The organism is Staphylococcus sp. Y174-1, from assembly GCF_049897865.1.
GTDB lineage: Bacteria > Bacillota > Bacilli > Staphylococcales > Staphylococcaceae > Staphylococcus > Staphylococcus saprophyticus.
The window spans coordinates 1,184,089-1,209,408 of sequence record NZ_JAFCXB010000001.1; the positions used below are offsets into that span (position 1 = coordinate 1,184,089).

The 25,320-nt window shown below is 32.2% G+C and carries 27 protein-coding genes; 7 read left to right on the plus strand and 20 right to left on the minus strand.

Annotated elements, in window-relative coordinates; all coding sequences use genetic code 11:
* Nucleotides 1–5 precede the first annotated feature (5 nt).
* Both ACP7BT_RS05950 and mntC read left to right on the plus strand, forming a co-directional pair.
* Nucleotides 6–842, plus strand: coding sequence for a metal ABC transporter permease (locus ACP7BT_RS05950; RefSeq protein WP_100217406.1), 837 nt, complete (start codon nucleotides 6–8; stop codon nucleotides 840–842).
* The gene (gene mntC, locus ACP7BT_RS05955; protein WP_041079752.1) at nucleotides 839–1,768 is read left to right on the plus strand and encodes a manganese ABC transporter substrate-binding lipoprotein MntC; all 930 of its coding nucleotides are present in this window, start codon (nucleotides 839–841) and stop codon (nucleotides 1,766–1,768) included. The genes ACP7BT_RS05950 and mntC overlap by 4 nt, the downstream gene beginning before the upstream one ends.
* 552 nt (nucleotides 1,769–2,320) lie before the next feature.
* On the opposite strand, the gene ACP7BT_RS05960 is transcribed toward mntC, so the two are convergent.
* The 9 genes from ACP7BT_RS05960 to ACP7BT_RS06000 form a co-directional block, all read right to left on the minus strand.
* Nucleotides 2,321–4,372 (minus strand): cation:proton antiporter, encoded by a 2,052-nt coding sequence (locus tag ACP7BT_RS05960; RefSeq protein WP_041079753.1) that lies wholly within the window; start codon nucleotides 4,370–4,372, stop codon nucleotides 2,321–2,323.
* Nucleotides 4,373–4,795: 423 nt separating this feature from the next.
* Nucleotides 4,796–5,242: a Na+/H+ antiporter subunit G gene (locus ACP7BT_RS05965; RefSeq protein ID WP_011303733.1), complete on the minus strand. Its 447-nt coding sequence runs from the start codon at nucleotides 5,240–5,242 to the stop codon at nucleotides 4,796–4,798.
* Entirely contained in the window at nucleotides 5,217–5,519 is a 303-nt protein-coding gene (gene mnhF2 / locus ACP7BT_RS05970) for a Na+/H+ antiporter Mnh2 subunit F (RefSeq protein WP_002484032.1), read from the minus strand. Before mnhF2 ends, ACP7BT_RS05965 begins: the two co-directional genes overlap by 26 nt.
* Complete coding sequence (mnhE2, locus tag ACP7BT_RS05975) at nucleotides 5,516–5,998, minus strand: Na+/H+ antiporter Mnh2 subunit E (protein WP_002484033.1); 483 nt, start codon at nucleotides 5,996–5,998, stop codon at nucleotides 5,516–5,518. Before mnhE2 ends, mnhF2 begins: the two co-directional genes overlap by 4 nt.
* Nucleotides 5,998–7,497: a Na+/H+ antiporter Mnh2 subunit D gene (gene mnhD2, locus ACP7BT_RS05980; protein WP_080773284.1), complete on the minus strand. Its 1,500-nt coding sequence runs from the start codon at nucleotides 7,495–7,497 to the stop codon at nucleotides 5,998–6,000. Before mnhD2 ends, mnhE2 begins: the two co-directional genes overlap by 1 nt.
* Nucleotides 7,490–7,840, minus strand: coding sequence for a Na+/H+ antiporter Mnh2 subunit C (gene mnhC2, locus ACP7BT_RS05985; protein WP_011303736.1), 351 nt, complete (start codon nucleotides 7,838–7,840; stop codon nucleotides 7,490–7,492). Before mnhC2 ends, mnhD2 begins: the two co-directional genes overlap by 8 nt.
* Nucleotides 7,837–8,262 (minus strand): Na+/H+ antiporter Mnh2 subunit B, encoded by a 426-nt coding sequence (gene mnhB2, locus ACP7BT_RS05990; RefSeq protein ID WP_011303737.1) that lies wholly within the window; start codon nucleotides 8,260–8,262, stop codon nucleotides 7,837–7,839. Before mnhB2 ends, mnhC2 begins: the two co-directional genes overlap by 4 nt.
* The gene (locus ACP7BT_RS05995) at nucleotides 8,249–10,645 is read right to left on the minus strand and encodes a DUF4040 family protein (protein WP_041079755.1); all 2,397 of its coding nucleotides are present in this window, start codon (nucleotides 10,643–10,645) and stop codon (nucleotides 8,249–8,251) included. The genes mnhB2 and ACP7BT_RS05995 overlap by 14 nt, the downstream gene beginning before the upstream one ends.
* A 24-nt stretch (nucleotides 10,646–10,669) precedes the next feature.
* A complete protein-coding gene (locus ACP7BT_RS06000; protein ID WP_002484038.1) occupies nucleotides 10,670–11,221 on the minus strand; it encodes a tyrosine-type recombinase/integrase in 552 nt (183 codons plus the stop codon).
* A 147-nt stretch (nucleotides 11,222–11,368) separates the two neighbouring features.
* Here ACP7BT_RS06000 and sroA point away from each other — a divergent pair, with 147 nt between their 5' ends.
* Together sroA and ACP7BT_RS06010 are read left to right on the plus strand one after the other, a co-directional pair.
* On the plus strand, nucleotides 11,369–11,575 hold the full coding sequence (gene sroA, locus ACP7BT_RS06005) for a sigS mRNA-stabilizing protein SroA (RefSeq protein WP_041079756.1): 207 nt from the start codon (nucleotides 11,369–11,371) through the stop codon (nucleotides 11,573–11,575).
* Between the two features lie 18 nt (nucleotides 11,576–11,593).
* Nucleotides 11,594–11,812 carry a DUF2922 domain-containing protein gene (locus tag ACP7BT_RS06010; RefSeq protein ID WP_002484040.1) on the plus strand — a complete coding sequence of 73 codons (219 nt, stop codon included), beginning with the start codon at nucleotides 11,594–11,596 and terminating at the stop codon, nucleotides 11,810–11,812.
* A gap of 496 nt (nucleotides 11,813–12,308) precedes the next feature.
* Here ACP7BT_RS06010 and ACP7BT_RS06015 read toward each other — a convergent pair whose 3' ends face one another.
* Entirely contained in the window at nucleotides 12,309–12,542 is a 234-nt protein-coding gene (locus ACP7BT_RS06015) for a hypothetical protein (protein WP_011303740.1), read from the minus strand.
* Nucleotides 12,543–12,771: 229 nt separating this feature from the next.
* Between ACP7BT_RS06015 and ACP7BT_RS06020 the strand changes: the two genes are divergently transcribed.
* The 3 genes from ACP7BT_RS06020 (at nucleotide 12,772) to sarA (ending at nucleotide 15,486) form a co-directional block, all read left to right on the plus strand.
* Nucleotides 12,772–13,701: a DMT family transporter gene (locus ACP7BT_RS06020; protein ID WP_041079757.1), complete on the plus strand. Its 930-nt coding sequence runs from the start codon at nucleotides 12,772–12,774 to the stop codon at nucleotides 13,699–13,701.
* Nucleotides 13,702–13,923: 222 nt separating this feature from the next.
* Nucleotides 13,924–14,751, plus strand: a complete 828-nt coding sequence (locus tag ACP7BT_RS06025) for an efflux RND transporter periplasmic adaptor subunit (RefSeq protein ID WP_235304911.1) — start codon at nucleotides 13,924–13,926, stop codon at nucleotides 14,749–14,751.
* 360 nt (nucleotides 14,752–15,111) lie between these two features.
* Nucleotides 15,112–15,486 (plus strand): global transcriptional regulator SarA, encoded by a 375-nt coding sequence (sarA, locus tag ACP7BT_RS06030; protein WP_002484043.1) that lies wholly within the window; start codon nucleotides 15,112–15,114, stop codon nucleotides 15,484–15,486.
* A 265-nt stretch (nucleotides 15,487–15,751) separates the two neighbouring features.
* Here the strand turns inward: sarA and ACP7BT_RS06035 are convergent, their stop codons facing one another.
* From ACP7BT_RS06035 to ACP7BT_RS06080, 10 genes are all read right to left on the minus strand, one after another.
* Nucleotides 15,752–16,555 carry an alpha/beta fold hydrolase gene (locus ACP7BT_RS06035; RefSeq protein ID WP_041079759.1) on the minus strand — a complete coding sequence of 268 codons (804 nt, stop codon included), beginning with the start codon at nucleotides 16,553–16,555 and terminating at the stop codon, nucleotides 15,752–15,754.
* Between the two features lie 207 nt (nucleotides 16,556–16,762).
* Nucleotides 16,763–17,473 carry a hypothetical protein gene (locus ACP7BT_RS06040; protein ID WP_002484045.1) on the minus strand — a complete coding sequence of 237 codons (711 nt, stop codon included), beginning with the start codon at nucleotides 17,471–17,473 and terminating at the stop codon, nucleotides 16,763–16,765.
* Nucleotides 17,474–17,917: 444 nt separating this feature from the next.
* Nucleotides 17,918–18,427: an SA0570 family protein gene (locus ACP7BT_RS06045; RefSeq protein WP_041079760.1), complete on the minus strand. Its 510-nt coding sequence runs from the start codon at nucleotides 18,425–18,427 to the stop codon at nucleotides 17,918–17,920.
* A 170-nt stretch (nucleotides 18,428–18,597) separates the two neighbouring features.
* Nucleotides 18,598–19,398 carry an alpha/beta fold hydrolase gene (locus ACP7BT_RS06050; RefSeq protein WP_041079761.1) on the minus strand — a complete coding sequence of 267 codons (801 nt, stop codon included), beginning with the start codon at nucleotides 19,396–19,398 and terminating at the stop codon, nucleotides 18,598–18,600.
* Nucleotides 19,399–20,100, minus strand: a complete 702-nt coding sequence (locus tag ACP7BT_RS06055) for an HAD family hydrolase (protein WP_041079762.1) — start codon at nucleotides 20,098–20,100, stop codon at nucleotides 19,399–19,401.
* A 95-nt stretch (nucleotides 20,101–20,195) separates the two neighbouring features.
* Nucleotides 20,196–21,146, minus strand: a complete 951-nt coding sequence (locus ACP7BT_RS06060) for a FecCD family ABC transporter permease (RefSeq protein ID WP_041079763.1) — start codon at nucleotides 21,144–21,146, stop codon at nucleotides 20,196–20,198.
* Between the two features lie 175 nt (nucleotides 21,147–21,321).
* Nucleotides 21,322–22,206, minus strand: coding sequence for an ABC transporter substrate-binding protein (locus ACP7BT_RS06065; RefSeq protein ID WP_041079764.1), 885 nt, complete (start codon nucleotides 22,204–22,206; stop codon nucleotides 21,322–21,324).
* A gap of 183 nt (nucleotides 22,207–22,389) precedes the next feature.
* On the minus strand, nucleotides 22,390–23,034 hold the full coding sequence (locus tag ACP7BT_RS06070; RefSeq protein ID WP_002484051.1) for an endonuclease III domain-containing protein: 645 nt from the start codon (nucleotides 23,032–23,034) through the stop codon (nucleotides 22,390–22,392).
* Between the two features lie 128 nt (nucleotides 23,035–23,162).
* The gene (gene argS / locus ACP7BT_RS06075) at nucleotides 23,163–24,830 is read right to left on the minus strand and encodes an arginine--tRNA ligase (RefSeq protein ID WP_002484052.1); all 1,668 of its coding nucleotides are present in this window, start codon (nucleotides 24,828–24,830) and stop codon (nucleotides 23,163–23,165) included.
* Nucleotides 24,831–25,244 (minus strand): DUF1934 domain-containing protein, encoded by a 414-nt coding sequence (locus ACP7BT_RS06080; RefSeq protein WP_011303752.1) that lies wholly within the window; start codon nucleotides 25,242–25,244, stop codon nucleotides 24,831–24,833. It lies immediately after the preceding gene.
* Between the last annotated feature and the right edge of the window lie 76 nt (nucleotides 25,245–25,320).

The window sequence follows — 25,320 nt, forward strand, 5'->3', positions numbered from 1 at the left end:
AACTTATTATGGAATTTTTACAACATTTGCTAGACTATAAATTTTTGAGCAACGCCCTAATCATTTCAATTGTTGTTGGGATTGTATGTGGTACTGTTGGCTGTCTTATTGTTTTAAGGGGACTTTCACTTATGGGTGATGCAATGAGTCATGCCGTATTACCTGGTGTTGCATTATCATTTTTATTTGGTATACCAATGTTTATTGGTGCATTAATTACAGGTATGATTGCAAGTATTTTCATTGGCTTCATTACTAAAAATAGTAAAACCAAACCAGATGCTGCCATTGGGATTAGTTTTACAGCATTTTTAGCCACAGGTGTTATTTTAATCAGTTTGATTAACAGTACCACTGATTTATATCATATATTATTCGGTAATTTACTTGCTGTTACACAATCTACATTTTGGTCAACTATTATTGTAGGTATCATTGTAATGGTGTTAATCATCATTTTTTATAGACCATTAATGGTATCTACATTTGATCCAGTTTTCAGTAGAATGAGCGGATTAAATACAACTGTATTTCATTATTTTGTAATGTTGTTATTATCTCTCGTAACTGTCGCAAGTATTCAAACCGTTGGCATTATCTTAGTAGTAGCACTATTGATTACACCTGCTTCTGCAGCATTTTTAATTGCCAAAAAATTACATACTATGATGATTATTTCAAGTATTATAAGTACGATTAGTGCAATTGTTGGTTTGTATATTAGTTATGTTTATAACATTCCAAGTGGTGCCACAATTGTATTCTGTGCATTTATAATTTATGTTGTGATATTCATTTTAAACAAATTCAATATTTTCAATAAGAAAGGACAACAAATATGAAAAGGTTAATATCGATTGCACTTATCCTACTATTATTTTTAGCAGCATGTAGTAATGGAAAAAGTGATTCAAACTCAAATTCAAATGAAAAACTAAAAGTCGTTACGACTAACTCTATTTTATACGATATGGTGAAAAATGCCGGTGGTGATAATGTCGAAATTCACAGTATTGTCCCTGTTGGTCAAGATCCTCATGAATATGAAGTAAAACCAAAAGACATCAAAGCATTAACAGATGCAGATATTGTTTTTTATAATGGCTTAAATTTAGAAACTGGTAATGGTTGGTTCGACAAAGCGTTATCTCAAGCTAATAAATCAACTAAAGATGACAGTGTGGTTAAAGTATCTGAAAAAGTAAAACCTTTTTATTTAAATGGTGCTGAAGGCGATGAATCTAAACAAGATCCTCATGCATGGCTAAGTTTAGAAAATGGGATTAAATATGTTGAAACGATACGTGATACCTTATTAAAACATGATGAAAAACACAAAGAAGATATCGAATCTCATAGTAAAGACTATATCGCTAAATTAGAATCATTAAATAAAGAGAGTCACGAAAAATTCAATGATATTCCAAAAGATCGCAGAGCAATGATTACAAGTGAAGGTGCTTTTAAATATTTCTCTAAACAATACGACATTAAGCCAGGTTATATTTGGGAAATTAATACTGAAAAACAAGGTACTCCTGAACAAATGAAACAAGCAATTGAATTCGTAAAAGATAATCAACTTAAACACTTACTTGTCGAGACAAGTGTCGATAAGAAGAGTATGCAAAGTTTAAGTGAAGAAACGAAGAAAGATATATACGGTGAAGTATTTACCGATTCAATCGGACAAGAAGGTTCTAAAGGTGATTCATATTACAATATGATGAAATCGAATATAGAAACTGTACATGGCAGCATGGAATAGATGGTGCGGGCTATTGACCTAGTCATAGGTGAATAGTCCCATGTCGTACGACTTCCCTCCTAATTAAGCGTACGGCATGGTGGTATTCAAGCCTTAAATCATCTCCCTTACACTCCATCAATGGTGGCTCCTCCCCCCCTTTGATGGAGTTTTTTTTAGCGAAAATTTTTTGAAAAAATTAGTTTCGCTTATACATGAGCTTTAGCTCAAGTATTCCTCCTCATTTCATGACTTAGTGGCACTTATGCATGAGCTTTAGCTCAGGTATTCCTCCACTTTGAAAAAATTAGTTTCGCTTATGCATGCGCTTTAGCTCAAGTATTCCTTCTCATTACATGACTTAGTGGCACTTATGCATGCGCTTTAGCTCAAGTATTCCTCTTTTACATATCATATTCGACTGACTCTTACGGGAAAATACTAGCCAAAAACTACAGGTTAAGACAGTGCCTGCGAAAAGCGTTCACAAAAAAACTGCCAACAAAGTTGGAGACTTTGTTAGCAGTTTATAACCATCTTCCAAAATGGAATCTAGTGTTATTTATTACCTTATCAATCCGTTAAACTATCTACAATAATCATTTCATCATAATTAATTGCTTCACGAATTTTTAAAGCTGTTACTTCACTTACTTCTTCATCTTCTACAAGTTGATTTAAAATACGACGTTGCTCTTTTAATGCGCTTAATTTAATTTTCGTGATAGAGTTCTCATTTTTAGGATTAAAGAAATTGGAAGGTGTTAAATTATCGATACGAATAAGATAACTATCACAAATCATACCAACTTCTAATTTATTGTTTTCCGTTGTTTCTTTGCCTAATCGACTCACTACACGATAATGTACTGTACGCATAATGTTGGAAATCTCACGTAAGTTATCTACAACAGATAATGGAGAGGCCGCATTCGTTTTCACTTTCGTACGTATTCTTCTCTTTAAAATCATTGCTCTTACTTCAACTTTGATACGTTGTAATAACGAAGCTTGTTTATATACTTGTGTTCGTTCTGTATAACGCATGTAGTTATCCAACACGTTTGTAGTAATATCGCCATTTTCAACAAGACCATTTAATGTTTGATTTTCTACATCAAATGCTAATTTTTGAAGTCTCTGAAGCTCTTTAGTATTTTCATCTTCATTTTCAACCGTTCTTAAAAATGCTAGCTTATCATGATAATCTTTTATTACATTACCATATTGGAAACTAGACGTAACTGAGGATTGCTGATTTAATGAATCGATAACTTTTTCTAAAATATAAACACGTGCCTGCTTAAAGTTCATACCAACGATTTTAGGTTTTTTAGCATTCGGTGTAACGACTGGTAAAATCATCTGTGCCACAATTAAACTGATAATAACCATACCTGAGGCAATAAATAATAGGTCATCTCTAAAAATAAATGAATGATGATCTGCTAACATATATGGCAATGTCAGTGCGATTGCTAAGGAAATCGTACCATGCACCCCACACAACGTCATTATAAACGCATACATACCTCTTTTTGGCGGGGTTTCTGCAGTTTTCTGATCATCCTCATTATGTGAAATCATTTTTTGGAACGGGCTCACTGGTAAATAAAAATAAGGATATAAAACAAAAACCCATAAAAATCTGAACAGATAAATTGCTAATGCAATAAGACATGTCACAGTAATTAAGAATATTAAGTTATGCGGTTCGTTCTCAATAATTCTCCCTACAACTTCAGGAATTAAAAATCCTAAGATAGAAAACACAAATCCATTTAATGCATATCCTAATATATTCCATGTGTGATTATAACTCATCTGCAACCTAGTACGTGCTTGAGCAATTCGATCACGTTCAAAACCATGTACTAAACCTGCAACAACTGCTGCAATAATACCAGAAGCATGGAACATTTCGGCAACGATATATGTGATAAATGGTGTTACAAGTTGGATAAATGTAAACATATTAATATTTTCAATGCCACGTCTTGACAACGTCACACGGAAACGAACAAGTGCGACCCCAATTAATAACCCAACAATAAATCCACCAATTGAAGAAATTAAAAATTGTTCAACTGCATTCACCATTGAAAATCCGCCTGTAATCAATGCTGCTACGGCAATTTTAAAAGATATGATACCTGCTGCATCATTTAATAAAGACTCACCCTCTAAAATTGTCATAGAACCTTTGGGAAGTACTTTGCCATTCGTGATTGCTTGGACTGCAACGGCATCCGTTGGACACAAGATTGCAGCGAGCGCAAAAGCAGCTGCCATAGGTAACTCAGGCCAAATCCAATGCACAAATAAACCTACTACAATCACAGTTGTCACTACCAACCCTAATGCCATCATTAGCACAGGTTTAATATATCGCCTTAAATGAACACGAGAGACTTTAACACCCTCTACGAAAAGTAACGGAGCAATTAAAGCCACCATAAATAATTCTGAATCAAAATTAAATTGTACTGGAATAGGTGTGACATACAATAGCATACCTAATATAATTTGAATGAAAGCTAAAGGTATTTTTGGAAGAAAAGTGTGTAAGAATGAACTTAATATGACTAGTGCTAAAAATATAAGTATAGTTTCAAATATTTGCAAGGTTTCACCTCTTTTCAACGTCATTATTCTTTCATAATTGTTGAGGTTGAAACAAAAAATAACATCGTCTTTACATGAATATATTGCGTCCCAAACTCTTAATCACAAATTATCAAATTAATTTCATTCCCCAATTTGATAATGAACTTAAAAATAAACACAATTACAAATATATTTTATTTTATCATTTTATGCCCCATCACTTAAACGTATTGCACTTGAAAATAAAATATTTCATACATATTTTTTATTTATTCACTCTTACATCATTCTATTGCTATAAAACTTTTTATTTAAGCAATTAAATTCATTGTGCAGCAATCATATTTTATCATCATGTACTTAACAATAAAAAAAGAAGTAGCATGGAAACCCAGCCGAAACGGGTCTCATCATCCTACTTCCTGCGATTATATTCGTTCATTAATAATCATGCTCTTTTTCATAAGTTTTACGTCTTCGTTCTTCACGTTCATGCGCACGTTGTTTCAGTTGCTCAAACGTATTGTTTTCAGAGGAACTCAGTAAAATATTCGTTTGTCTTGGTGCATCACTTTTTCTATACATATAAGCGCCAGTTCGATAAGCGGCACGTGAAATCAAATGTCCACCAACTGGAGATGTTAAATTAATAAACACCAGCGCTAATATTAGTCTTACACTTAAATAGCCTTGTGAAGAAATAAAGAATATGATAACACCCACTAATGTTAATAATACAGATAGCGTAGAACTTTTAGTCGCTGCATGACTTCGTAAAAAAACATCCTGGAATTTGATTAATCCAATAGAACTTATTAAAGCAATGATACTCCCTAAGAAAATCATAATTGCTGCGATTAGATTAACGATTTCGCTTGTTATTTGCATTGAAGACGTGTCCCCCTTCTATAAATCTAGAAATTGACACCGTACTTACGAATGAAATGATAGCGATAAGTAAGATTGAATCCAAGAACGAAAAAGTTCCAAATACAATACTTAACAAACCAACCATAGACATCAATATAGCACTAGCAGCATCGAATGTGACAACTCTATCCGCAGTGGTCGGTCCTTTAATTAATCTAAATAAAGTTAATAATAAAGCAATACCAAATAAAATCAGTGCGCTTGTTATGAAAAAATCTGTTAGTGTGCCGATCATTCTGCCACCTCCAATATGAGTCCTTCATATTGTCTAATACTTTTCAGCAATTTTTGCTTCTCTTTGTCGGAAACGTCAATTGCATGTATAAAGAACTTTTTCTTTTCTTTAGATATTCTAATTACAGTTGATCCTGGCGTGATGATAATCAATATAGTTAAGAATGTGACTTCCCAATCATTATCTAATGTTGTTTCATAAGTCACTAATCCTGGATTTAAATCTTTGGTCTTAAATAAAATATAATTGATTATTGTCATACTTGATGTTATTAATTGGTAAAGATACACAACTAAAATTTTAATACCAACCCAAACTTTTTTTAAATAAAATTGTTGGCCGAAAAAGCGGTGTAAAATATAGATAACTAATATACCAATGAGATAACCTGCAAAGAAGGTGGATAATTTAAAAGAGTCTTCATCTTGAAATAATACCCATAAAAATGCGATGACAATATTAAGTAAGACTTGTCTCATTATTTATCCCCCTTTATTAAATGAGGATTTACCATTTTTTCATATAATCCATCATCCATATTTAAATGTGTCGCATTATCTGTCACTTTAAATAGTAATGGTGCGGCTAAGCCCATTACGATGATCATAGCAACCAGTACGCCGATTAAATTTTTACGATAAGTAGGTATTTTATTAAATACAATTGCCTCTCCTTTGCTTTCATTACCAAGGTACATCACAAAGAAAATTCTAAATAAACTAAACATAGCAATTAAACTCGTTATAATCATTAATGCTAAACCAATGTAATTTCCATTTTCAATCGCACCTTTAAAAATAAATACTTTACCTGGAAAACCACTAAATGGTGGCACGCCACCGATTGCTAATATCATGACTACAAAAGCTACACCAAAGAAGGGTTCTTGTTTGGCAAGCCCATATAAACTTTTATATTGTCTAAGACCAGTAATGTATACCAAACTACCAATAATAAAGAAAAGCAATGTTTTCACTACAATATCATTTGCTAAATAAAAGATTGCGCCGTTTACACCAGCGATTGTATTCGTACCTAATCCTAAAATTATGAAACCAATCGATAGAATAACTTGATAGGCAGCAATTTTCTTAATATCCCTATAAGCAAGTACACCAAATGCACCAATCAACATCGTAATACAAGATAAAAAGACTAATAATGGATGTGTAATACCACTATGTTCATCAAATATTAATGTGAAGAAACGAATTAATGCATATGCACCGACTTTAGTCATTAAAGCAGCAAACAATGCAGCCAGTTCAGTATTTAATACGGCATATGCCTTAGGTAACCACATAAATAGCACAAGTGCTGCTTTGGCACTGAATGCAATCAAGAAGACCATAGAGACAATGACAATTGAACTCTTATCATCCATTTCATTTAATCTTTGTGCAACAAGCGTAAAGTTTAGTGTACCAGTCAGTTTGTATAACAAACCAACACCGAGCAAGAGTAACCATGAACCTAATATATTCAATACTACATAGATAATGGCTGCACGTAACTGCTCAACTGATTGTCCCAAAGTAATAAGTACAAATGACGCTAGTAACATCACTTCGAACATAACATAGATGTTAAATAAATCTGCCGTTAAGAACGAACCGATGACACCCACTGTTAAAAACAAAATAAAACTTGGTAGATAATAACGAATGGCACGTTTTTCAGTTCTACCAAATCCATATGCCATAATCAGTGTGACAACAAAACTTGATGTTGTAACCAATAAGAGACTTAGTGAGTCACCGACAAACTGTATACCAAAAGGTGCTTGCCAACCACCAAAATCTAAAGCAATCGGCTTATGGTACATAACATAAATTAGTAGAAGCAAGGAAACAACTGTCGTTACTGCCATTGTACCGATAGAAAATATTCTAGATAATCTACTGTGTGTACGTATAAACACAAGGCCTAAAGCACATACAGCTGGCAGAAGTAATGGTAAAATCAATAAATTACTCATTAGCATCGTCGTCATCACCTCTCAATACATCAATTTCATCCTCTTTTGTCACACGATAGGTTCTGTAAACTAATACAAGAAGGAAAGCCGTCATAGCAAAACCAATAACAATCGCCGTTAAAACAATGGCTTGTAATAAAGGATCGACAAAATTTTGACTTCCTTCACCTATTAAAGGTTCCACTTTATTTTTACTATAATTACCCATACTCATAATAATTAAATTACCTGCGTGTGTATAAATCGAAATGCCTATAACAATACGGATTAAATTGACTGATAATATCATATACGTTCCTATAAATATTAAGAAGCCAATGACCATTAATAATATCAGATTCATGAACGACCACCACTGATAGACAACATAACGGTCACAACAACACCCACAACGGCTAATACGATTCCCGCTTCAAATACGGTAACTGTCGTTAAGTGCACTTCCCCTAATAACGGTAATTGTACATAAGCATCTGTTTGGTAAAGGAACGGTTTACCAAAGAACATAGGTACAACAGCAGTGAGAAATGATAGTAATGAACCACAAATCATTAGAATTCTAAAATCAAGCGGTAACGCTACTAATACTTGTTTAACATCAAAAGCCAAGAACATTAGTAAAAACGCTGAACTAAACACGAGACCGCCGATAAATCCGCCACCTGGATTATTATGACCTGCCAAAAACAAGTAGAATCCAAATGTTAACAAAATAAACACAACGATCTTCGTTACGGTTTTTAATACAACATCATTCTCTTTCATCTTGACCCCTCCGTTCTTTAAAGTTAAGTAGCGTATAAATACCTAATCCGGCAATAATGAGTACCATACCTTCAAACAATGTATCTATGGCACGGAAATCTCCAAGAATTGCATTCACGATATTTTTACCACCTGTTAATTTATATGCATCATGATAGAATGTTGAAATTGTTGGCATCGAATCGCCTTGTTGTGCAATAAATACAAGTGTAACAACAATGACTGCCATTAATAATGAAACAATAATTTTGACTGCTTCACGTTTTTTATGAACTTTCGCACGTGGTACGTTAGGCAGTCTAGAGAAACTAACAATAAATAGAATTGTTGTTATTGTTTCTACTACTAATTGCGTTAACGCTAAATCTGGTGCTTTCATTAAGATAAAGAATATCGTTACACAATAACCAATAATCCCATTAAGGACAACCATAGTTAAACGTTGTCTAATAAAGGTGAGTGCAATACCCAGGACGAATACAACAATTAACGTAATGACCTCTATCGGACCGAAATCACTTACATGAATTTGATGTACTTCTGGGAAACCAGCTTGAATCATACCGTAGATGACAACCATGCTAAAAATGAGCAAGGTAATCGTAATATAATGATTCAAACGGTTATTCATTAATGAGCGAATACCATAACCAGAATAATGTTCAAATTGTTTATATGAACCTAAATATAAATCAGTAATCGTTTTTACTTTCACTTGATTTGCATACTTTTTCCAATTAATTCTAAGTGCCATGATAAATCCGAATACTATCACAATTAAGCTTAAGATTAACGGTAAGTTAAAGCCATGCCATTGTGATACATGCGGTGCAACTTGATCTACTTTTTCTCCAATTGTGATACTTCGTAATGCCGGTAAAATGATATTATGTCCAAATACATTAGGAATAAAGAATATGACCGGTAACAAAATCATCATAATTGCAGAAGGTAGCGTGAATAAAAATGGTTCATGCGGTGATTTTTTTGGTAAGTCTGCTTGTTGATAATCTCCCCAGAATACTTCTTTAATCATATAAACACCATAAACCAATGTGAATATACTTGCGATCACACCGATTACAGTAATGATAACTGTAAGCGTGAGATTAAATTGAGGTAATTCAACTGCACTTACTAATCCATCAAAGAACATCTCTTTACTTAAAAAGCCATTTAAAAACGGTATACCTGCCATAGATAAAGCAGATAGTAACATCACAATGTGTGTGATTGGAAATACTTTTTTCAAACCAGATAAACGGCGAATATCCCTTGTACCCGTTTCATGGTCGATAATACCTACGCCCATAAATAAGGCACCTTTATATAATGCGTGATTCATCAGATGGAATAGTGCTGCAAATAAAATCATGCCATAAATTTTTGACAACTCACCTGTTGGATGTTGTGCAAAGCCACCTCCAATGCCTACCATAGAAACAATCATTCCTAATTGACTAATGGTTGAGTAAGCTAATATTGCTTTCATATCAAATTGTCTTGTGGCATTCACTGCACCAAAAATCATCGTAATTAAACCAACAAATGTGACACTATAAATGTAAAAATCACTTAATCCTAATACAGGTGTAAATCTAAATAGTAAAAAGATACCTGCTTTTACCATAGTAGCTGAATGTAGATACGCACTCACAGGTGTCGGTGCTGCCATGGCTTTTGGTAACCATATATGGAAAGGAAATTGGGCAGATTTAGTAAATGCGCCAAGTAGTAGCAGGATGATAATTGGTATAAATAAATGACTTTGTGCAATTTTATCACTCTGTTCAATAATAGAAGTGATTGAATTCGTACCAGTTACAATGTAGATCATGATGAAACCTGCCAATAATGCCAGTCCACCAAATACTGTAATCATAAACGATTGTATTGCACCGAACTGACTATCACCCTTACTGTACCAATAAACAATAAGTAAAAATGAGGAAACACTTGTTAATTCCCAGAATACATACATTAAAATTGTATTGTTAGCTGTTACAATGCCTAACATACTGAACATAAATAATAATAAATACACAAAAAAACGTGGTAAATTATCATGTTCTTTAGATAAGTATTGTGTTGAATAATAAACAACGGCTAATCCAATAAGAGAAATTAATAAACTAAAAAATAAACTTAAACCATCAAGTCGAAAGTCTATATTGATATCTAATAATGTGAGCCAAGGTATTTTAACTGATACAAAGTTTCCTTGCATCACAGATGGTAGCTGATACAAAAAGTAAACCGAAGCAACTATGGGTGCTAAAAGTGCTATATGTCCAGCATATTTCTGGAATTTTATATTTGTCAGTGTAAATAATAGAATGACCATTATTAATATTAAAGTGCTTAGTAGATATACTAAACTCATCGTATCCCCCCTTTAGTTATTATTTTATAAATTTAAAGCTATTGTTGTTTTACTTGCTTTAGTTGAAATACCAATAAATTTCATCGTTTCATACGTGGTTTGATGACCTAGATACTTTTGAATAATAGAAATTGAAATACCTGATTGATACGCATGATACGCAAATGTTTTCCTGAGCGTAGTTAAACCTATATGTAACATGCCTAGTTCTACTGCTGCAGCATGTATAATTCTATACGCCTGCTGACGTGACAAACCTTTCAATGTTCTATTGGATTGAAATAATAATTGACTATCCTCTAAATGTTCTTCTTCTATATATTGTGCCAATTCATTTCTTAATTTATCTGGCAATCTAATATGAATATTCGATGCATGTTCTTCAAGCCAATAATATTTAATTTTATTTTCTTCACCTTTTACATCACTCACACAAAGGTTTAATAATTCGGACAGTTTCACACCTGTATGTATCGCAAATTTAAAAAATAAATAATCACGTTTTGATTTACAACTAAGTACTTTATACATTGCCTTTATCTCATTAATATCCCTAATTGGATCTACTTGGTTCATATATTCACCTCTCAACCATAAATGTTTCTTATTTAATGATATATGATATTTATGTCACATGAAAGGGATTAGCTTAAATTTCTCAAATTATTTTTGGCCAATTCACTATTTAATTTCGATATATATAGTGAAAGGAGGTTGAAACAGATGAGTACAATTAGTCAACTTGCAGTAACAATGTCACGCACACTGTACGATAAAGATGGAAAAGCCAGTCTGGTCAAACGTCACTTTACTAATTTAAATACTGAATCGACACCAGAACAACTCAAAAGCTTTAAATCAATTATCGAACAAATCACTGGAGAACGTTTTGACAAGCTAGAAGTCATTAAGACCGAAGCTATTAACTAAATGAGGAGGTACTAAACAATGTCACAAACCCTAGAGCTTATATTCAATGATGCAGTAAATAAAGCAATCAAATTACCATTACCCAAAATTGAACACTTCGTAACCGAATCAGCAGTTAAAGAAGGTATGACTAAAATCATAGATTTAGATATTTTACGACCTAAATCTGGTATTCCAACGTCTATTCATTCAGCACAGATTATAGACAAATCTACTAAACTCATATTTGAAAACTAAACTATTTAACTTAATGGTAGAAACTTTTATAACGGACTTCCTAGTCACACTATTAAATCATAATATAGAAGATTTAAAAAGTTAGCTAAAGTAGATACCTATGCCCTACAATCAGACTATGTCATTTACTTGAACGAAAGTAAGTTATAAATCTAATTACGTTGGTCGCCTACAATTGCTATAAAGTAACTGGTCATAGGTCATAAACATCTTAGATTAATAAAAAAACGGTAATTTCTATTTAATTCAAATAGAGATTGCCGTTTTCTTCATTATTATGGAAATTGATAATTTACTAAACTATTATTGTTAATAGCCCAATAAAGCTTGTATTTGAATATACTTATACGTATTGTAATGAGTTGGTTACGTTATGCTACGCTTAGAACAAAATTCATAACCTTCTACAAAATGGCCGATATCTAATAATAGATTTTAAATATAAAGGAGAACTGATCCATGAACGGACTAGTTCTCCTTTATTTTTGAAGGTGGCTTAATCTCTATGTGGTCGTAATCTAACAGTATCGCCAAAAAATATCTTTTTCTTACCTAATTTTTTACATATCGCATACTGATCATATACTTCGACGACTTGGGCTAAATTTTTATAAGAATGCCTTGAATTCAACACTTCTAAAAATTGATGTTTTTTTATATTATCATTTCTACCTACACCCAAGAAAAAAGTTTCTTGATCTAAAAGTCGAATTATGGAAAGCCGTTTCACTATCTATAGTCACTCACTTCTTTTATTACTTCTGTTATTTAAAATTGATTAATTTTGCTAATTTTTAAAATTCTAAATTTATCAACATACGTATTTTATTACATTTTGTGTATTGTGTACATTATTTTCTGTAATATACAAATATTTCTTGATTGAATTTAAATGTATGCATATTTTTCTCTTTCCTATATAATGTATATATATATATCTTGAAAGAAAGCGTGATTTAATGATCCTCTTATATATAATCGGGATTGTCGCAGGTATGGTGGTTCCTTTTCAAACTTCAATCAACTCTAGATTAAGTCTTTATACGAAATCTTCATTCTATGCGTCTACAATCTCATTTGCAACCGGAACTATTTTTTTAATTTTAATTAATCTTATTACCAATCCTCATGTATTTACAGCACAGTTTTACAATAATCAATCTTTCAGTTACATATGGTTTGTCGGTGGTATGCTTGGTGTTATTTTCCTTACTGGTAATCTATTGCTATTACCTCGTTTAGGCGCGTCATTAACCGTTGTTATGACTGTGGCTGGTCAAATTATTATGGGCGTCATGATTGATACCTTTGGCTGGTTTGGTGCAAATCAAGAACCTTTTACTATCTTTAAAGTACTAGGTATCATTGTTTTAATTTTCGGCATCATACTTATGAACTATGTAAAAAGAACACCCATTGAAACAAATAAGTCATCAACCGTTTATATCTGGTTAGTGATTGGATTTATCTTTGGTTTTTGTCCTCCAATCCAAACAGCTATCAATAGTGCTTTAGGTCAACAAATACACTCATCTGTTATGGCCTCATTGATTTCATTCGCGGTTGGTACCATTGTCCTATTCATACTTACATTGATATTTAATAGAAGTCTTAAACTTAAGACAGTCGATGCAAAACAAGGTAAACTCAAACCAATCTATTTTATCGGTGGTATGCTGGGGGTTGTATTCGTAACTACAAATATCATATTAATGCCACATCTTGGTGCTGCACTAACGACGATTATCGTTATGTTAGGTCAAATGCTAATGGGTGTAATCATTGATCATTTTGGTTTATTAGGTACGCGCATTAATAAAATCACTACGCGAAAAATCATTGGCATCATTGCGATAATGATTGGTATTATTTTATTGAGATTATTCTAAAAATGTATCGTAGCGTTATTTACTTTAAACTTTTGGTAAATGACGCTATTTTTTTATAGAAAAGCAATGCTACACCGCAGTATAATAGGGTTATCAAAACATCAAGAGGTGACTTCTTTGCGGAAATTTTTAATTTTTATCACACTACTCGCTTTATTTTGTAGTATCACCCTACTAAGCTGGCTCTATTTAACAAAGTCTCATACTGACCATCCCCATACAGTGGAAACACTCAAAATTCAATATAAAGAACCACAACACTTCACAGGTATACAATCGCCTTCTCAACTAACAAATATTTTTTTCGATTCAAATAAAGGTATCATCCACAATTGGTTTGTTAAGAATGAAGAACACGTCAAGAAGAACCAGCCCCTATTTGAATATTACAATGTTGACATCGAGCACCAAATCACTTCTAAACAAAAATACTTATCCCACTTGAATAACATTGACCCACTTAAGTATCCTACAATCTCACTTGAAAGAAATCGTACACAACATGAAATTGAAACCCTGCAAACACAACTACGCACAACGATTTACGCATCGATGGATGGTCAAATTGCCATTAATCAACATGTGCCTTCTCAAAATAATGGTCTTATTCTGCAAATTTTTAATCCCAGTGCTATAATCAAAGCTAAAGTTCCAGAATCAATAGTAAATACATTGGAATTAAAGGATAAAGTACACATATGCATTGATCCAGGTCATAGTTTCACAGGTACTGTAAATTTCATTAGTAAATTACCTTTAAATACTGAAGCTAATACAAAATCATCTCAGTATCATGTTGAAATCAGTTCAACACCGGATATTAAATTCGGTCGTCATTTACGCGTAGAAAAACCTAATTACACTATTGAAATTCCAAAAACTGCAATATATAAAAAGCAATTCGTTTTTTTACAAAGAAATAAAAAATTTATTAAAAGGGTTATTAAAACAGAAAAATTGGGTAATAACAAAGATATGAAAGTTATAGAAGGTTTAAATGTAGGCGATACAATTGCTAAAAATGCGAACTATGTTCTGTCGAAAAATTAAACGTACACAGTATAAATAGTAAACACCTTTAAATAGAAATTAGTTTTTTAGTAATTTTATCAAATCATGGAAAATTGAAAATGAGAAATATTAATTATATTTCCCTCATTGGTATTTAAAGAATTGAATTAATATCTTAAATCATTCATGTACCACTAAAACAGTTTTTTGTTTACTTTCTATTTTTATTTAGTTATAATAAACTAAATAATAGCAGTTTTAATATATTTTACTCAAATATAATAGGTCTGCAAATTATGATAAACTCTTTGTATTTAACTTTGAATTAAGACAAATATTTATACAAAAACACTTTTAATATGTATATTTGATTGGGCAATAAAATAGGGAGGAATAAGGATGGCTATCACCAAAATCAATGATTGCTTTGAATTATTAGCGATGGTTACTTACGCTGATAAATTAAAAGGAATTATCAAAAAAGAATTTTCAATAAGTTTCGAGGAGTTTGCTGTATTAACTTATATTAGCGAACACGAAAGTGAAGAATATTATTTAAAAGATATTATTAATCATTTGAACTATAAACAACCTCAAGTTGTTAAAGCTGTTAAAAACTTATCTCAAGAAGATTATTTCGATAAAAAACGTAATGAACATGATGAAAGAACAGTATTAATTTTAGTTAACACTAAACAACGTAAAAAAATTAATGAGTTACTATCACGTGTGAATGATCGCATTAAAGAAGCTAACGACGAAAAAGAAGTTTAAGCTTAATATAAAAGAGGCCGAGACATGCAATGCATGTCTCGGCCTCTTTGACTATGATAAGACAGGTAATTATATATTAAAATACCCCTATTTATGTATTTTAGCTGCGCCTCCATCCTAATCCTCTTTAATTACATAACTGAGATAGAAACCAAGTTTTTTAAAATTTGATTTCTGTCTCAGCTCAATTTTATCTAAAATTCAAACCGCTTCATTTGAGAAGTACGTTGATATATTCATTTCTTTAAAAATATACTAAATCTAATTATTCTTTTTGAAATTCATTAGCCTCTATAAAATCACTGTAAACATCTAAAAAATGTTCTGGTTCTTCAATATGTGGCGCATGACCTGACTCATTAAATGTATGAATTAGCAGTCTTGTAAATGAATAATGATATTTTTCAATAGTCTCTGTTGTCATTAAAGGATCATATACACCATTAACAATTAATGTAGGCACATCCGTTTGTTTAATAACAACATCTTTATTAAATACAGGAAAATTCATTAATGCTCGTGTGGCTACAGCACTATCTTCTGCTGATTGTCTACTATAAATCAATTGATTTTGAAACCATTTCTTAGCTTTTTCTTGTTCTTTATACATATAAGGCAATAATAATATCAGTGCTTCAGATTTATCAAAACCTTCAATTTCATCTTGGTGTTCAATCATTAATTTATTTAAAGCATGTACGCTATCAATAAGATTACAAGCAATTAAGGTTAATGTTGCGACCATTGATTCATATTTATCAGTGAAATGCTTTGCAATTAATCCTCCCATGTCATGACCAATAAGATGGGCAGATGATATATTCAATTTTGTCATCAAAGCTTTTAAATCTTCTACATGATCTTCTAAATTAAACGAATTCTTTTTTGTTGATTTACCGTGTCCTCTTACATCATAAACAATCACTTCAAATTTATGTTTTAATTCATCTTTTAGGCTATATAATGAAGCCATGTTGCCATCTAGGCCATGAATTAGTATCACAGGAAAACCTTGACCCTCTCGGATGTATGCAATCTCGTTGTTATAATTTGTTGCGACTTTTTCCATTTTGGGCCACCTCCCTTTACAAAATTCATATACCCGTAATTGAATCGCCTTATGCTATCTTTTTAATTTTAAATTATGTCCCCATATTCAATTAACATTAAATACATGCTTATAAATAAAAAAATACGTTCCAGTGCCACACCATACCTTAGGTGTTTAGCACTGAAACGTGTTCGCTTCATTTAAGTGTTTAAATCATAAATACTATTAATTTCTAGAAGAGATGCGGATTGTATAATAAATAATGACAATTAACAATAATATCCAAATAATGATTGAGCCAATTTGTGCAATACTCGCGTTTCCAATCATCGCATCAATTGTTTTTTGACATAATAGTAATCCAATTCCTGTAAACTCTAATCTTTTAAAATAAATACCTGAAATACTGAATAATATACCTATAAAAAATACGACTTGATGTGCATAGATTGTAACCGCTACAATACCTAAATTAATATCAAATGTATGTAATATCACAAGGACAAACGCAGCCATTGCCACTACTAAGCCAATAACCATTTCAAACTTATTACTGTATAAATAATTCTTCCAATCAATTCGCAAGTATATGAAGATTGAAATTGGTAAAATAATTAAAAAGTAAAAAATAGATGTGCCCGTAGCTGCTTGAAATGGTACATATTGCTTATCATATAAGTAAGAAAGTAAAATAAAATTAACAATAAAAAAAATAATAGGATTGAGTTGTAGTGTGAATAAATTGCGTTGAATCGTTAGTATTATTTCTGCTGGTGATTTTCGTCTATATTCAATATAGTCTTCATCTTTGGCTTCAGATTTTTGGAAATCCTTTTTTAATTTCTCTTTAATATCTTCTATTAAGTTTGGAGAAAGACCTTTATGAGTAAAATAGTCATTAATATTTTCTACTAAAACCTTATCGTTAACTCTCATATTTGACTCCTTTTATAAAATTCACTTTAATCTATCAACACTATTGTAGTTGAGATATCAAAGCTGTTTCTTTAATAATCTCATACTACACTTGATTTTAACAATAAAATAACAAGTACAGGATAGATAATTTCATTTTCAATAAGGGTTTCGAAACCCCACTTGATTTACCATACACAAGCCATTGCTTATTCGTATGATTTAATGTCCAATATAAATTAGAGTCTGAGACACTATATAAGTCCCAGACTCTAATTTATATTATACGTTAGCGACTATCTCTAACTCAGGTGACGTTAATACATCGTTTTCTATAGAACTACTCTTTCGTGAAAAAGTAGTTCTTATACAAATGTCGCAATGCTTGTAATCAATAGCGCATTGTAGCAATATTTGCGCATGCGTTTCGGCTTATATAAGCTATTTACATTGTTTCACTGATATTTATGATTCAGTCAAATCAATACGGTACAATTTAATGTTTTTATCACTTGGTGATGAAGAACTAAATTGATATGATAAATCATTGTCTTGAACATAACCGAAATTACCAGTTACATTATTATAATGCTCACGTGTAACAGCATTACTACCAACAACATTTTTAACCGCTTTGTAAGTTGGACCGTCTGTATCATTATAACTCATAGAAACACGCGTAATTTTACCGTTGTTCTTTTTACCGTCAGCTGTTACAACAAGTACACCATTATCTTTTTTAAATTCATAATAATGTTCTTTGCCATCCGGTCTGTGTGAGTATACGGATACATCATTAGATTTCAATAAGTTTTGAACAGGTTCGCCGATTTTCGCACCTTCTAACGTTGTATCTCCTTGTTGCAGTGATTTAACATTTTGGATAGAGTTACCTGACGCGGCATCAACACTACCTGTGCTCATTCCGGAAAGTGCTAACCCCGATACGATTACTGCTGCAAATAATTTTTTCATAAGCACGCTCTCCTTCTGTTTATAAGTTTCTTTGTGCTCACCCATATTGTACTATAAATGTTACTAAAATAACAGTATTGTTACAATAAGATTACAAAAACAGTGCGACTTGTAATAAAAAATTGCTGCATAACAGCACTTACAAACTTTCATTCATATCGAATTGAAGGTTAATATGTTAATTCTTTTTCATTGTCTTTGATAAATTTTAACACCAAATCTACAAATTTATCTTTTTCTTCAACAAATGGATATAATCCAGACGCAGTAAATGTTTCAAATTGTACTTCACCCATATAATCTCCCACTTCTTTCGCTTCAACAATGGTTGTTCTTTCACCATGTTGACCAGCAATAATCAAAGTAGGTAAATCAATTTCACTTAAATAACTCATGATATTATTGTCATTAAATGAATCTTTGACTGCTTCTAATTCCGCTTCTGTAGCGATACCATTTGTATTATCTACATGTTTTAAGAATTTCTTAGCTTTACGTTTTGAGTAATATAAATGCTTATCTAAAAATTTCTGTTGTTCTTCTTTATCCCAATTTCTAATTTGATTGGCATACCTGCGATATAAACGTTCTTCTGGAGACATATCGTTTAACAGCGTTGGATTTACTAATGTAATTGAGTCAGTCATTTCTGGATACATTGCTGCAAATGCGCTAGCAACAGATCCTCCTAATTCATGACCAATCAATGATGCTTGTGTGACATATAAATAGTCTAATAGCTCTTTAATATCTTCAGCATATTCCTTGAAATCAATATGTTGTGGTTTGTCAGAGTATCCGTGACCTCTTAAATCAACAAGTATAACTTGGTTATCATCAGTAAAATTTTCCTCTATCATATCAAATACTGTTAAATTATCGAATGCAGTGTGAATCATCACTATTGCATTGCCTTCACCACTCGTTCTGTAATTGAGTGCAGTACCGTCGCTTGTTGTAAATAAATTCATTTATTCTCTTCCTTCCTTTGCAATTGGTAATATAGATAATAATTCTTCTGTCGTGTTAATCGTAAAATCAACTTCTTCTGGCAATGGTTCAACATCCACTTCATCATCTTCTTTAAACCACACACTTACCATTCCCATTGCTCTCGCTGGCGCAACATCATTTAATGGGTCATCACCTACATATATTGTTTCTTCAGGTTGAGTACCTAATTGATCAAGCATGTCTTCAAAAATTTTCGGGTGTGGTTTTCGATAACCCACTGTTTCTGAAGTAGATAAGTAGTTTATAGCATCTTCTACACCTAAGGCGTGCATTCGGTATTGTTTAATTTTAGATCTGCCATTGGCGATAACACCTGTTAGATAACCACTTTCTGTTAATTTCTCTAAAGTATACAATGTGTCATAGTATGGAAACACATAGCGATAAAAATGCATTTCAAAATCATTAAACAAGTCTCTCCATGTTAATCGATCGACATGAAAATCTTTAATGATGGCTTTATAAAGTTCTGGTTTATCATGGTCTTCATCATCATCTAACTCTATAAATTTTCTCTTGAAATCTGCTAATTGAATACGTACTAAATAATCATGGAACCGCTCATATTGTTCTTCTATAAATTTCTCGCGTGATTTTTTTCTATCCAAAAGGGTGCCTTCTAAATCAAATACAATCGCTTTTATTTGTGTTAAATCCATTATCATAACCTCTTTAATTAATATGTCACTCTATTAAAATGATATTATTCCCTGTATTTACTGCAATCTGATTTATTTATTTTACCTTAAAATGACTATTCTTGCATTCGCGGTTGTGTCGCCATAATGTAAAACAATACGGGAATCCCCAACAATGCGAGTATAATACTGGCTGGTACTTGGAAAGGGTCTAATACGACACTACCTAACCAATCTGAAAGTACCATAATTGTACCACCAATCACAATATTCAATAACATTTGTTGTCTTAAATTATAATGTGCGCGACTTCTTCGTACGAGTTGTGGAATAACCATCCCAATAAATCCAATAACACCTACATATGCAACAATGACGGCAGTTATGATGGAGGCGATTAACAAGACACTATACGTTACACTACGCCCATTAAGCCCCAATGACTGAGCTCGTAAATCACCAAGCTGTAATATTTTAATTTTTGACACCAAGCTCAATAAAATTATCATACCTATGGATAATACAATACCGATATAAATCACTTCGTTATATTCTGCAGATGAGAAGCCACCAAACATATAATTAACGATATTGTTCATTTTTTCTTGATTAAAAATAATGAGCACATATAAAAATGCATTAAATAATGCACCAATCATTATGCCAGCCAAGATTAGTGTTCTAACCGGATACCCTCTAGACATTACACTAGTTAGTACAATAACCAGTATTAAAGTCATTATGCTAAATAACACTGAAAATATAGGTAACCAAATAAATGAAACACCTATAACGACAGCTAGCCCAGATCCAAATGTAGCACCACTTGCCAATCCTAATGTAAAACTATCTGCAAGCGGGTTGTTCAACAATGTTTGAAACATATGTCCAGCAAGTGTTAAACCAACACCGGCTAACAAGGCTTGTAAAGTACGTGGAATTCTTACTTGATATAATATTGTTTGTGATAGCGTATCACTTATATCACCCAAACCCCAAAATAAGCTCAACAATAAACTAATGATAATGAACACGATCCATAAACACATCGTTTTAGTATACTTCATGTTTTTGCCACACTTTCAAATAAATCTTCACTCTCCTACAATACCATCTGAACACATCGAACACTATCCCATTTATTATAAATTAGTAAACAGAAAAAACACCCTGAAAAGTATGCACAAACAAACTTCAGGGTGTTACTTAAATAATCTTTTTAATTAGAACTCACTACACTGACTATTTTTCATTATAAATTGCATCTCTTAAAGCTTTGAGACCATCATCAATACGAGGTCCTGGTCGAGAAATTTGATCACCATTCACCGCTTCAATTCTACCTTTTTGCACAGCATTTAGTGATTCAAATCCGCCTCTCTTGTCGATAATTTGTTGATAATCTTTTTCTGAAATACCCATCGTTGAAATCATCACATCTGGATTTTTCTTAATAATTGATTCTTTGCTAACTTTTTGCCAACCATCTAGATTTGAAAAGCTATTTTTAGCTTTCAGTTGCTTCAACATATCATCAAAAAATGTATTTTTTCCTGCCGTATAAATCTCAGGTTCTGAAGATACTTCCATAAAAACCTTTTGAGATTTTGTGTCTTTTGGCACTGAATTCACAACTTTTTTAATATTATTTTTAGTCTCTTTCACTAACGCATTGGCTTCTTTTTCTTTACCTGTCACTTTACCGACCTGCTTAAAAGTTTCATACATCTCATCAATAGATTGTGCATCTTTAACATAGACCACTTTAACACCACTGTCTTTCAATCCATTCAGTACTTTACCATCTGTTGATTTCTGAGATTCATGTGCAAGTATTAAATCAGGTTTAGCCTTTAATAACGCCTCTTTATTTAATTTCATAGCATCAAACTGTTTTTTATCTTTTACCTCTTTCGGATAGTCATCTACAGTTGATACACCGACCACTTTATCTCCTAGACCCAATTCATACAATATTTCCGTATTACTAGGAATGAGAGAAATAATTCTGTCATATGATTTTTCTGACTGCTCGTTTTTAGTGGATTTGTCAGAATTGGTACTACATGCAGCCAATATAACAGCTAAAATAATAAAAAGATAAATGACTTTAAATTGCTTTTTCATGATATAATCTCCTAGTTTATGATTTGCTTTAATCATATCAAATTTTCATGCGTTTTTTACTATTATTTTTAAAAATAACTATTTAATTTAATTTTTTAAGCTACACATATATATAAACTTTCTATTATTTGATTGATGATAACCCTTAATTAATACTGATTAGAGTCTAATTTCTATATTATTTTAGTCATTGTATTCAAAGTATTCATCTAAAAATGTATATTGATGTGAGGCATTGCCGTTAAAATAATTTTTTCCAAAATTATCCAATAAAGCATGAAATTCATTTGCATCTTGGTTCGTAAAGGTTTCAGGTAATGATACGTTGCGTTTCAATTTGTCATATTGTTCTGTATGTTCATATCCGAGTAAACGATAAATTCTTCTTGTATAACTGTCAGGTATATATTCGATACCTTCAAATACATAAACGATGAGTACATCGGCTGTTTCACTTCCAACACCTTTTATATGCAACAGCTGGTCTCTAAGATTAGAATGATATTTATCAGCAATGGCTTTATAGTCAAAATCGTATTGATGCAACCAACTTAGTAATGCCAGTATGGTTTTCGCTTTATTTTTATAAAATCCACTCGACTTAATTAATATTTGTAGATCTTCTAATTCTAAATTCAAGATATGGTGTGGATCCAATAGAGTAGCTTGTTTTAATGAATCAATGGCATAGGCTGCATTTCGCCAATTCGTATTTTGAACTAAAATCGCTCCCAAAATGATTTCTATTTTCGAATCTGCAGGCCACCAACCTTGTGGCCCCATATGTTTATATAAAATGCGATATAAACTCTCTGTATCCAATGTCATTTTACACACCTCATTTGCACGCTTATTTTCACTAACAAAAAGAGCTAGTAAGATTTGTCACTTGATGAAACATCCTATCTTCATCCATGATAAATCTGATACTAGCTCCCAATCATTACACTTTCCGATTACATTGTTTCTGGTGCATTTACGCCCACTAAACTTAGCGCATTACGTAACGTTATTCTTACTGCATCTATAAGTGCAATCAATGCTTTTGTTTTTTCAACATCATCTGTTAATACTTTTTCAGCATTATAAAATTTATGGAAGTGTGATGCTAAATCTTGAATATAATTTGTAATTCTATGTGGTGCTCTATTGGCAGCCGCACTTTGAATTGTTGTTTCAAATTCAGCAACTTTCTTCAATAAATCAATCGCTTTATCATTTGTAATCAAGGTATAATCCGCATCTTTAGATGGTGTAATACCTCTTTCAGCAGCTTGTTTCAATATAGAACAAATACGCGCATGTGCATATTGTGCATAGTAAACTGGATTATCTTGTGATTCTTGTTTCGCAAGTTCCATATCGAAATCAAAGTGTGTGTCAGGGCTACGCATTGTGAGGAAATAACGTGCTGCGTCTACGCCAACTTCATCCATAATTTCTCGTAACGTGATTGCATTTCCAGTACGTTTGCTCATCTTAACTTCTTGTCCATCTTGCATTAAACGCACCATTTGCATGATTTGTATTTCAAGACGGTCACTTTCAACACCAAACGTTTCTAATGAAGCCTTAAGACGATTGATATACCCATGATGATCCGCGCCAAATAAATTAATTAACGTATCGTTACCACGTTTGATTTTATCAAAATGATATGCAATGTCTGGTAAGAAATACGTATAATTGCCATCATTTTTAATTAACACTCTGTCTTTGTCATCTTTAAAGTCCGTCGTACGCAACCACGTTGCACCATCTTGTTCATATGTGTAGCCAAGCTCAGACATTTTGTTTAATACTTCTGTAATTTCACCTTTTTCGTATAAAGACGTTTCACTAAACCAATTATCAAAATGCGTATTAAAATCAGATAAATCTGTTCTTAATTTTTCCATTTCATAATCTACGCCTAATTTTCTAAATGTCTTAATACGTTCATCTTCTGACAAATCTTTAAGTTCAGGTTGTTTTTCGGCTAAATCTTTACCAATATTAATGATGTCTTTACCATGATAGCCACCCTCAGGCATTTCAAATGAATCATCTCCAAGCGCTTCAAAATAACGCGCTTCTATTGAACGCGCTAAATTCGTAATTTGATTACCCGCATCATTCACATAATATTCTCTAGTTACATGATAACCAGCCGCAGTTAAAATATTAGCAAGTGTATCACCTACAGCAGCGTTACGTGCGTGGCCAATATGTAGATCTCCAGTTGGGTTAGCTGACACATATTCTAATAATATATTTTTGCCATTTTGTTCGGCAGTGCTACCAAATTTTTCATCTTTATCTATAGCCTCTGAGATAATTTCAGTTAAATAAGCATTATCTAAGTAGAAATTAATAAATCCAGGTCCTGCAATCTGAACTTTTTCAACATTAGCAGCTGTCGTATCTAAATGATCGACAATCGCTTGCGCAATTTCACGAGGATTACGCTTTGCTATTTTCGTCAATACCATCGCGATGTTTGTAGAATAATCACCATTTGCATCATCTTTAGGTATTTCTATTTTAATATCTGGTATATCACTTGCCTCAGCTAACGCTGCTTTTTGAATACTGTGGTTAATTTCTTCAATCAACGTTTGTTTCACTTGATCAATTATATTCATTTAAGACTGCTCCTTATAAGTAATTTCATATTGGTAAGATCCCATTTTTTCATCATCTTGTATTAAATCATAATGCACTTTTAATTTACCACCATGTTCCGTTACAAAATGCAGAATAGAATGTGTTCGCACAGTTAAAGGTATACGTCCTCCAGTAATTTCATACAAAGTAATCGTATCTTCACCTTCTACAAAATGGAGGTTCATTTTGATTTCACCCTTACGAATGATTTTCACACCTGTTTCTTCAATTTTAACAGTTACATTGACAGCAACACCATCAATTTCTTCTTGATAACGTATAAATTCTGCATTACGTTTTTGCCAATGCCCTTGCGTATTTGCTGTAAATTTCTCTTTATTATCAAATTGTTTAACAACTTGTTTCGTTTGGATATTAACATTGTTTTCCAATGTACGTTTCACCCTAATCTTTTAAAATAATACAAACCATTATAGCATACTTGATAGTCGCTATACAGTTGGTAAA

Coding starts and splice junctions, on each gene's coding strand:
- ACP7BT_RS06035 (WP_041079759.1), bottom strand. CDS start 16,555: ATGGAAAAAGTCGCAACAAATTATAACAACGAGATTGCATACATCCGA.
- mnhD2 (WP_080773284.1), bottom strand. CDS start 7,497: ATGAGTAATTTATTGATTTTACCATTACTTCTGCCAGCTGTATGTGCT.
- ACP7BT_RS05965 (WP_011303733.1), bottom strand. CDS start 5,242: ATGCAAATAACAAGCGAAATCGTTAATCTAATCGCAGCAATTATGATT.
- ACP7BT_RS06065 (WP_041079764.1), bottom strand. CDS start 22,206: ATGAAAAAGCAATTTAAAGTCATTTATCTTTTTATTATTTTAGCTGTT.
- mnhE2 (WP_002484033.1), bottom strand. CDS start 5,998: ATGAGACAAGTCTTACTTAATATTGTCATCGCATTTTTATGGGTATTA.
- ACP7BT_RS06055 (WP_041079762.1), bottom strand. CDS start 20,100: ATGGATTTAACACAAATAAAAGCGATTGTATTTGATTTAGAAGGCACC.
- ACP7BT_RS06050 (WP_041079761.1), bottom strand. CDS start 19,398: ATGAATTTATTTACAACAAGCGACGGTACTGCACTCAATTACAGAACG.
- mntC (WP_041079752.1), top strand. CDS start 839: ATGAAAAGGTTAATATCGATTGCACTTATCCTACTATTATTTTTAGCA.
- mnhF2 (WP_002484032.1), bottom strand. CDS start 5,519: ATGATCGGCACACTAACAGATTTTTTCATAACAAGCGCACTGATTTTA.
- ACP7BT_RS06070 (WP_002484051.1), bottom strand. CDS start 23,034: ATGACATTGGATACAGAGAGTTTATATCGCATTTTATATAAACATATG.
- ACP7BT_RS06040 (WP_002484045.1), bottom strand. CDS start 17,473: ATGAGAGTTAACGATAAGGTTTTAGTAGAAAATATTAATGACTATTTT.
- ACP7BT_RS05995 (WP_041079755.1), bottom strand. CDS start 10,645: ATGAGTTTAGTATATCTACTAAGCACTTTAATATTAATAATGGTCATT.
- ACP7BT_RS06000 (WP_002484038.1), bottom strand. CDS start 11,221: ATGAACCAAGTAGATCCAATTAGGGATATTAATGAGATAAAGGCAATG.
- mnhB2 (WP_011303737.1), bottom strand. CDS start 8,262: ATGAAAGAGAATGATGTTGTATTAAAAACCGTAACGAAGATCGTTGTG.
- ACP7BT_RS06045 (WP_041079760.1), bottom strand. CDS start 18,427: ATGAAAAAATTATTTGCAGCAGTAATCGTATCGGGGTTAGCACTTTCC.
- ACP7BT_RS06060 (WP_041079763.1), bottom strand. CDS start 21,146: ATGAAGTATACTAAAACGATGTGTTTATGGATCGTGTTCATTATCATT.
- mnhC2 (WP_011303736.1), bottom strand. CDS start 7,840: ATGAATCTGATATTATTAATGGTCATTGGCTTCTTAATATTTATAGGA.
- argS (WP_002484052.1), bottom strand. CDS start 24,830: ATGAATATAATTGATCAAGTGAAACAAACGTTGATTGAAGAAATTAAC.
- ACP7BT_RS06020 (WP_041079757.1), top strand. CDS start 12,772: ATGATCCTCTTATATATAATCGGGATTGTCGCAGGTATGGTGGTTCCT.
- ACP7BT_RS06010 (WP_002484040.1), top strand. CDS start 11,594: ATGTCACAAACCCTAGAGCTTATATTCAATGATGCAGTAAATAAAGCA.
- sroA (WP_041079756.1), top strand. CDS start 11,369: ATGAGTACAATTAGTCAACTTGCAGTAACAATGTCACGCACACTGTAC.
- sarA (WP_002484043.1), top strand. CDS start 15,112: ATGGCTATCACCAAAATCAATGATTGCTTTGAATTATTAGCGATGGTT.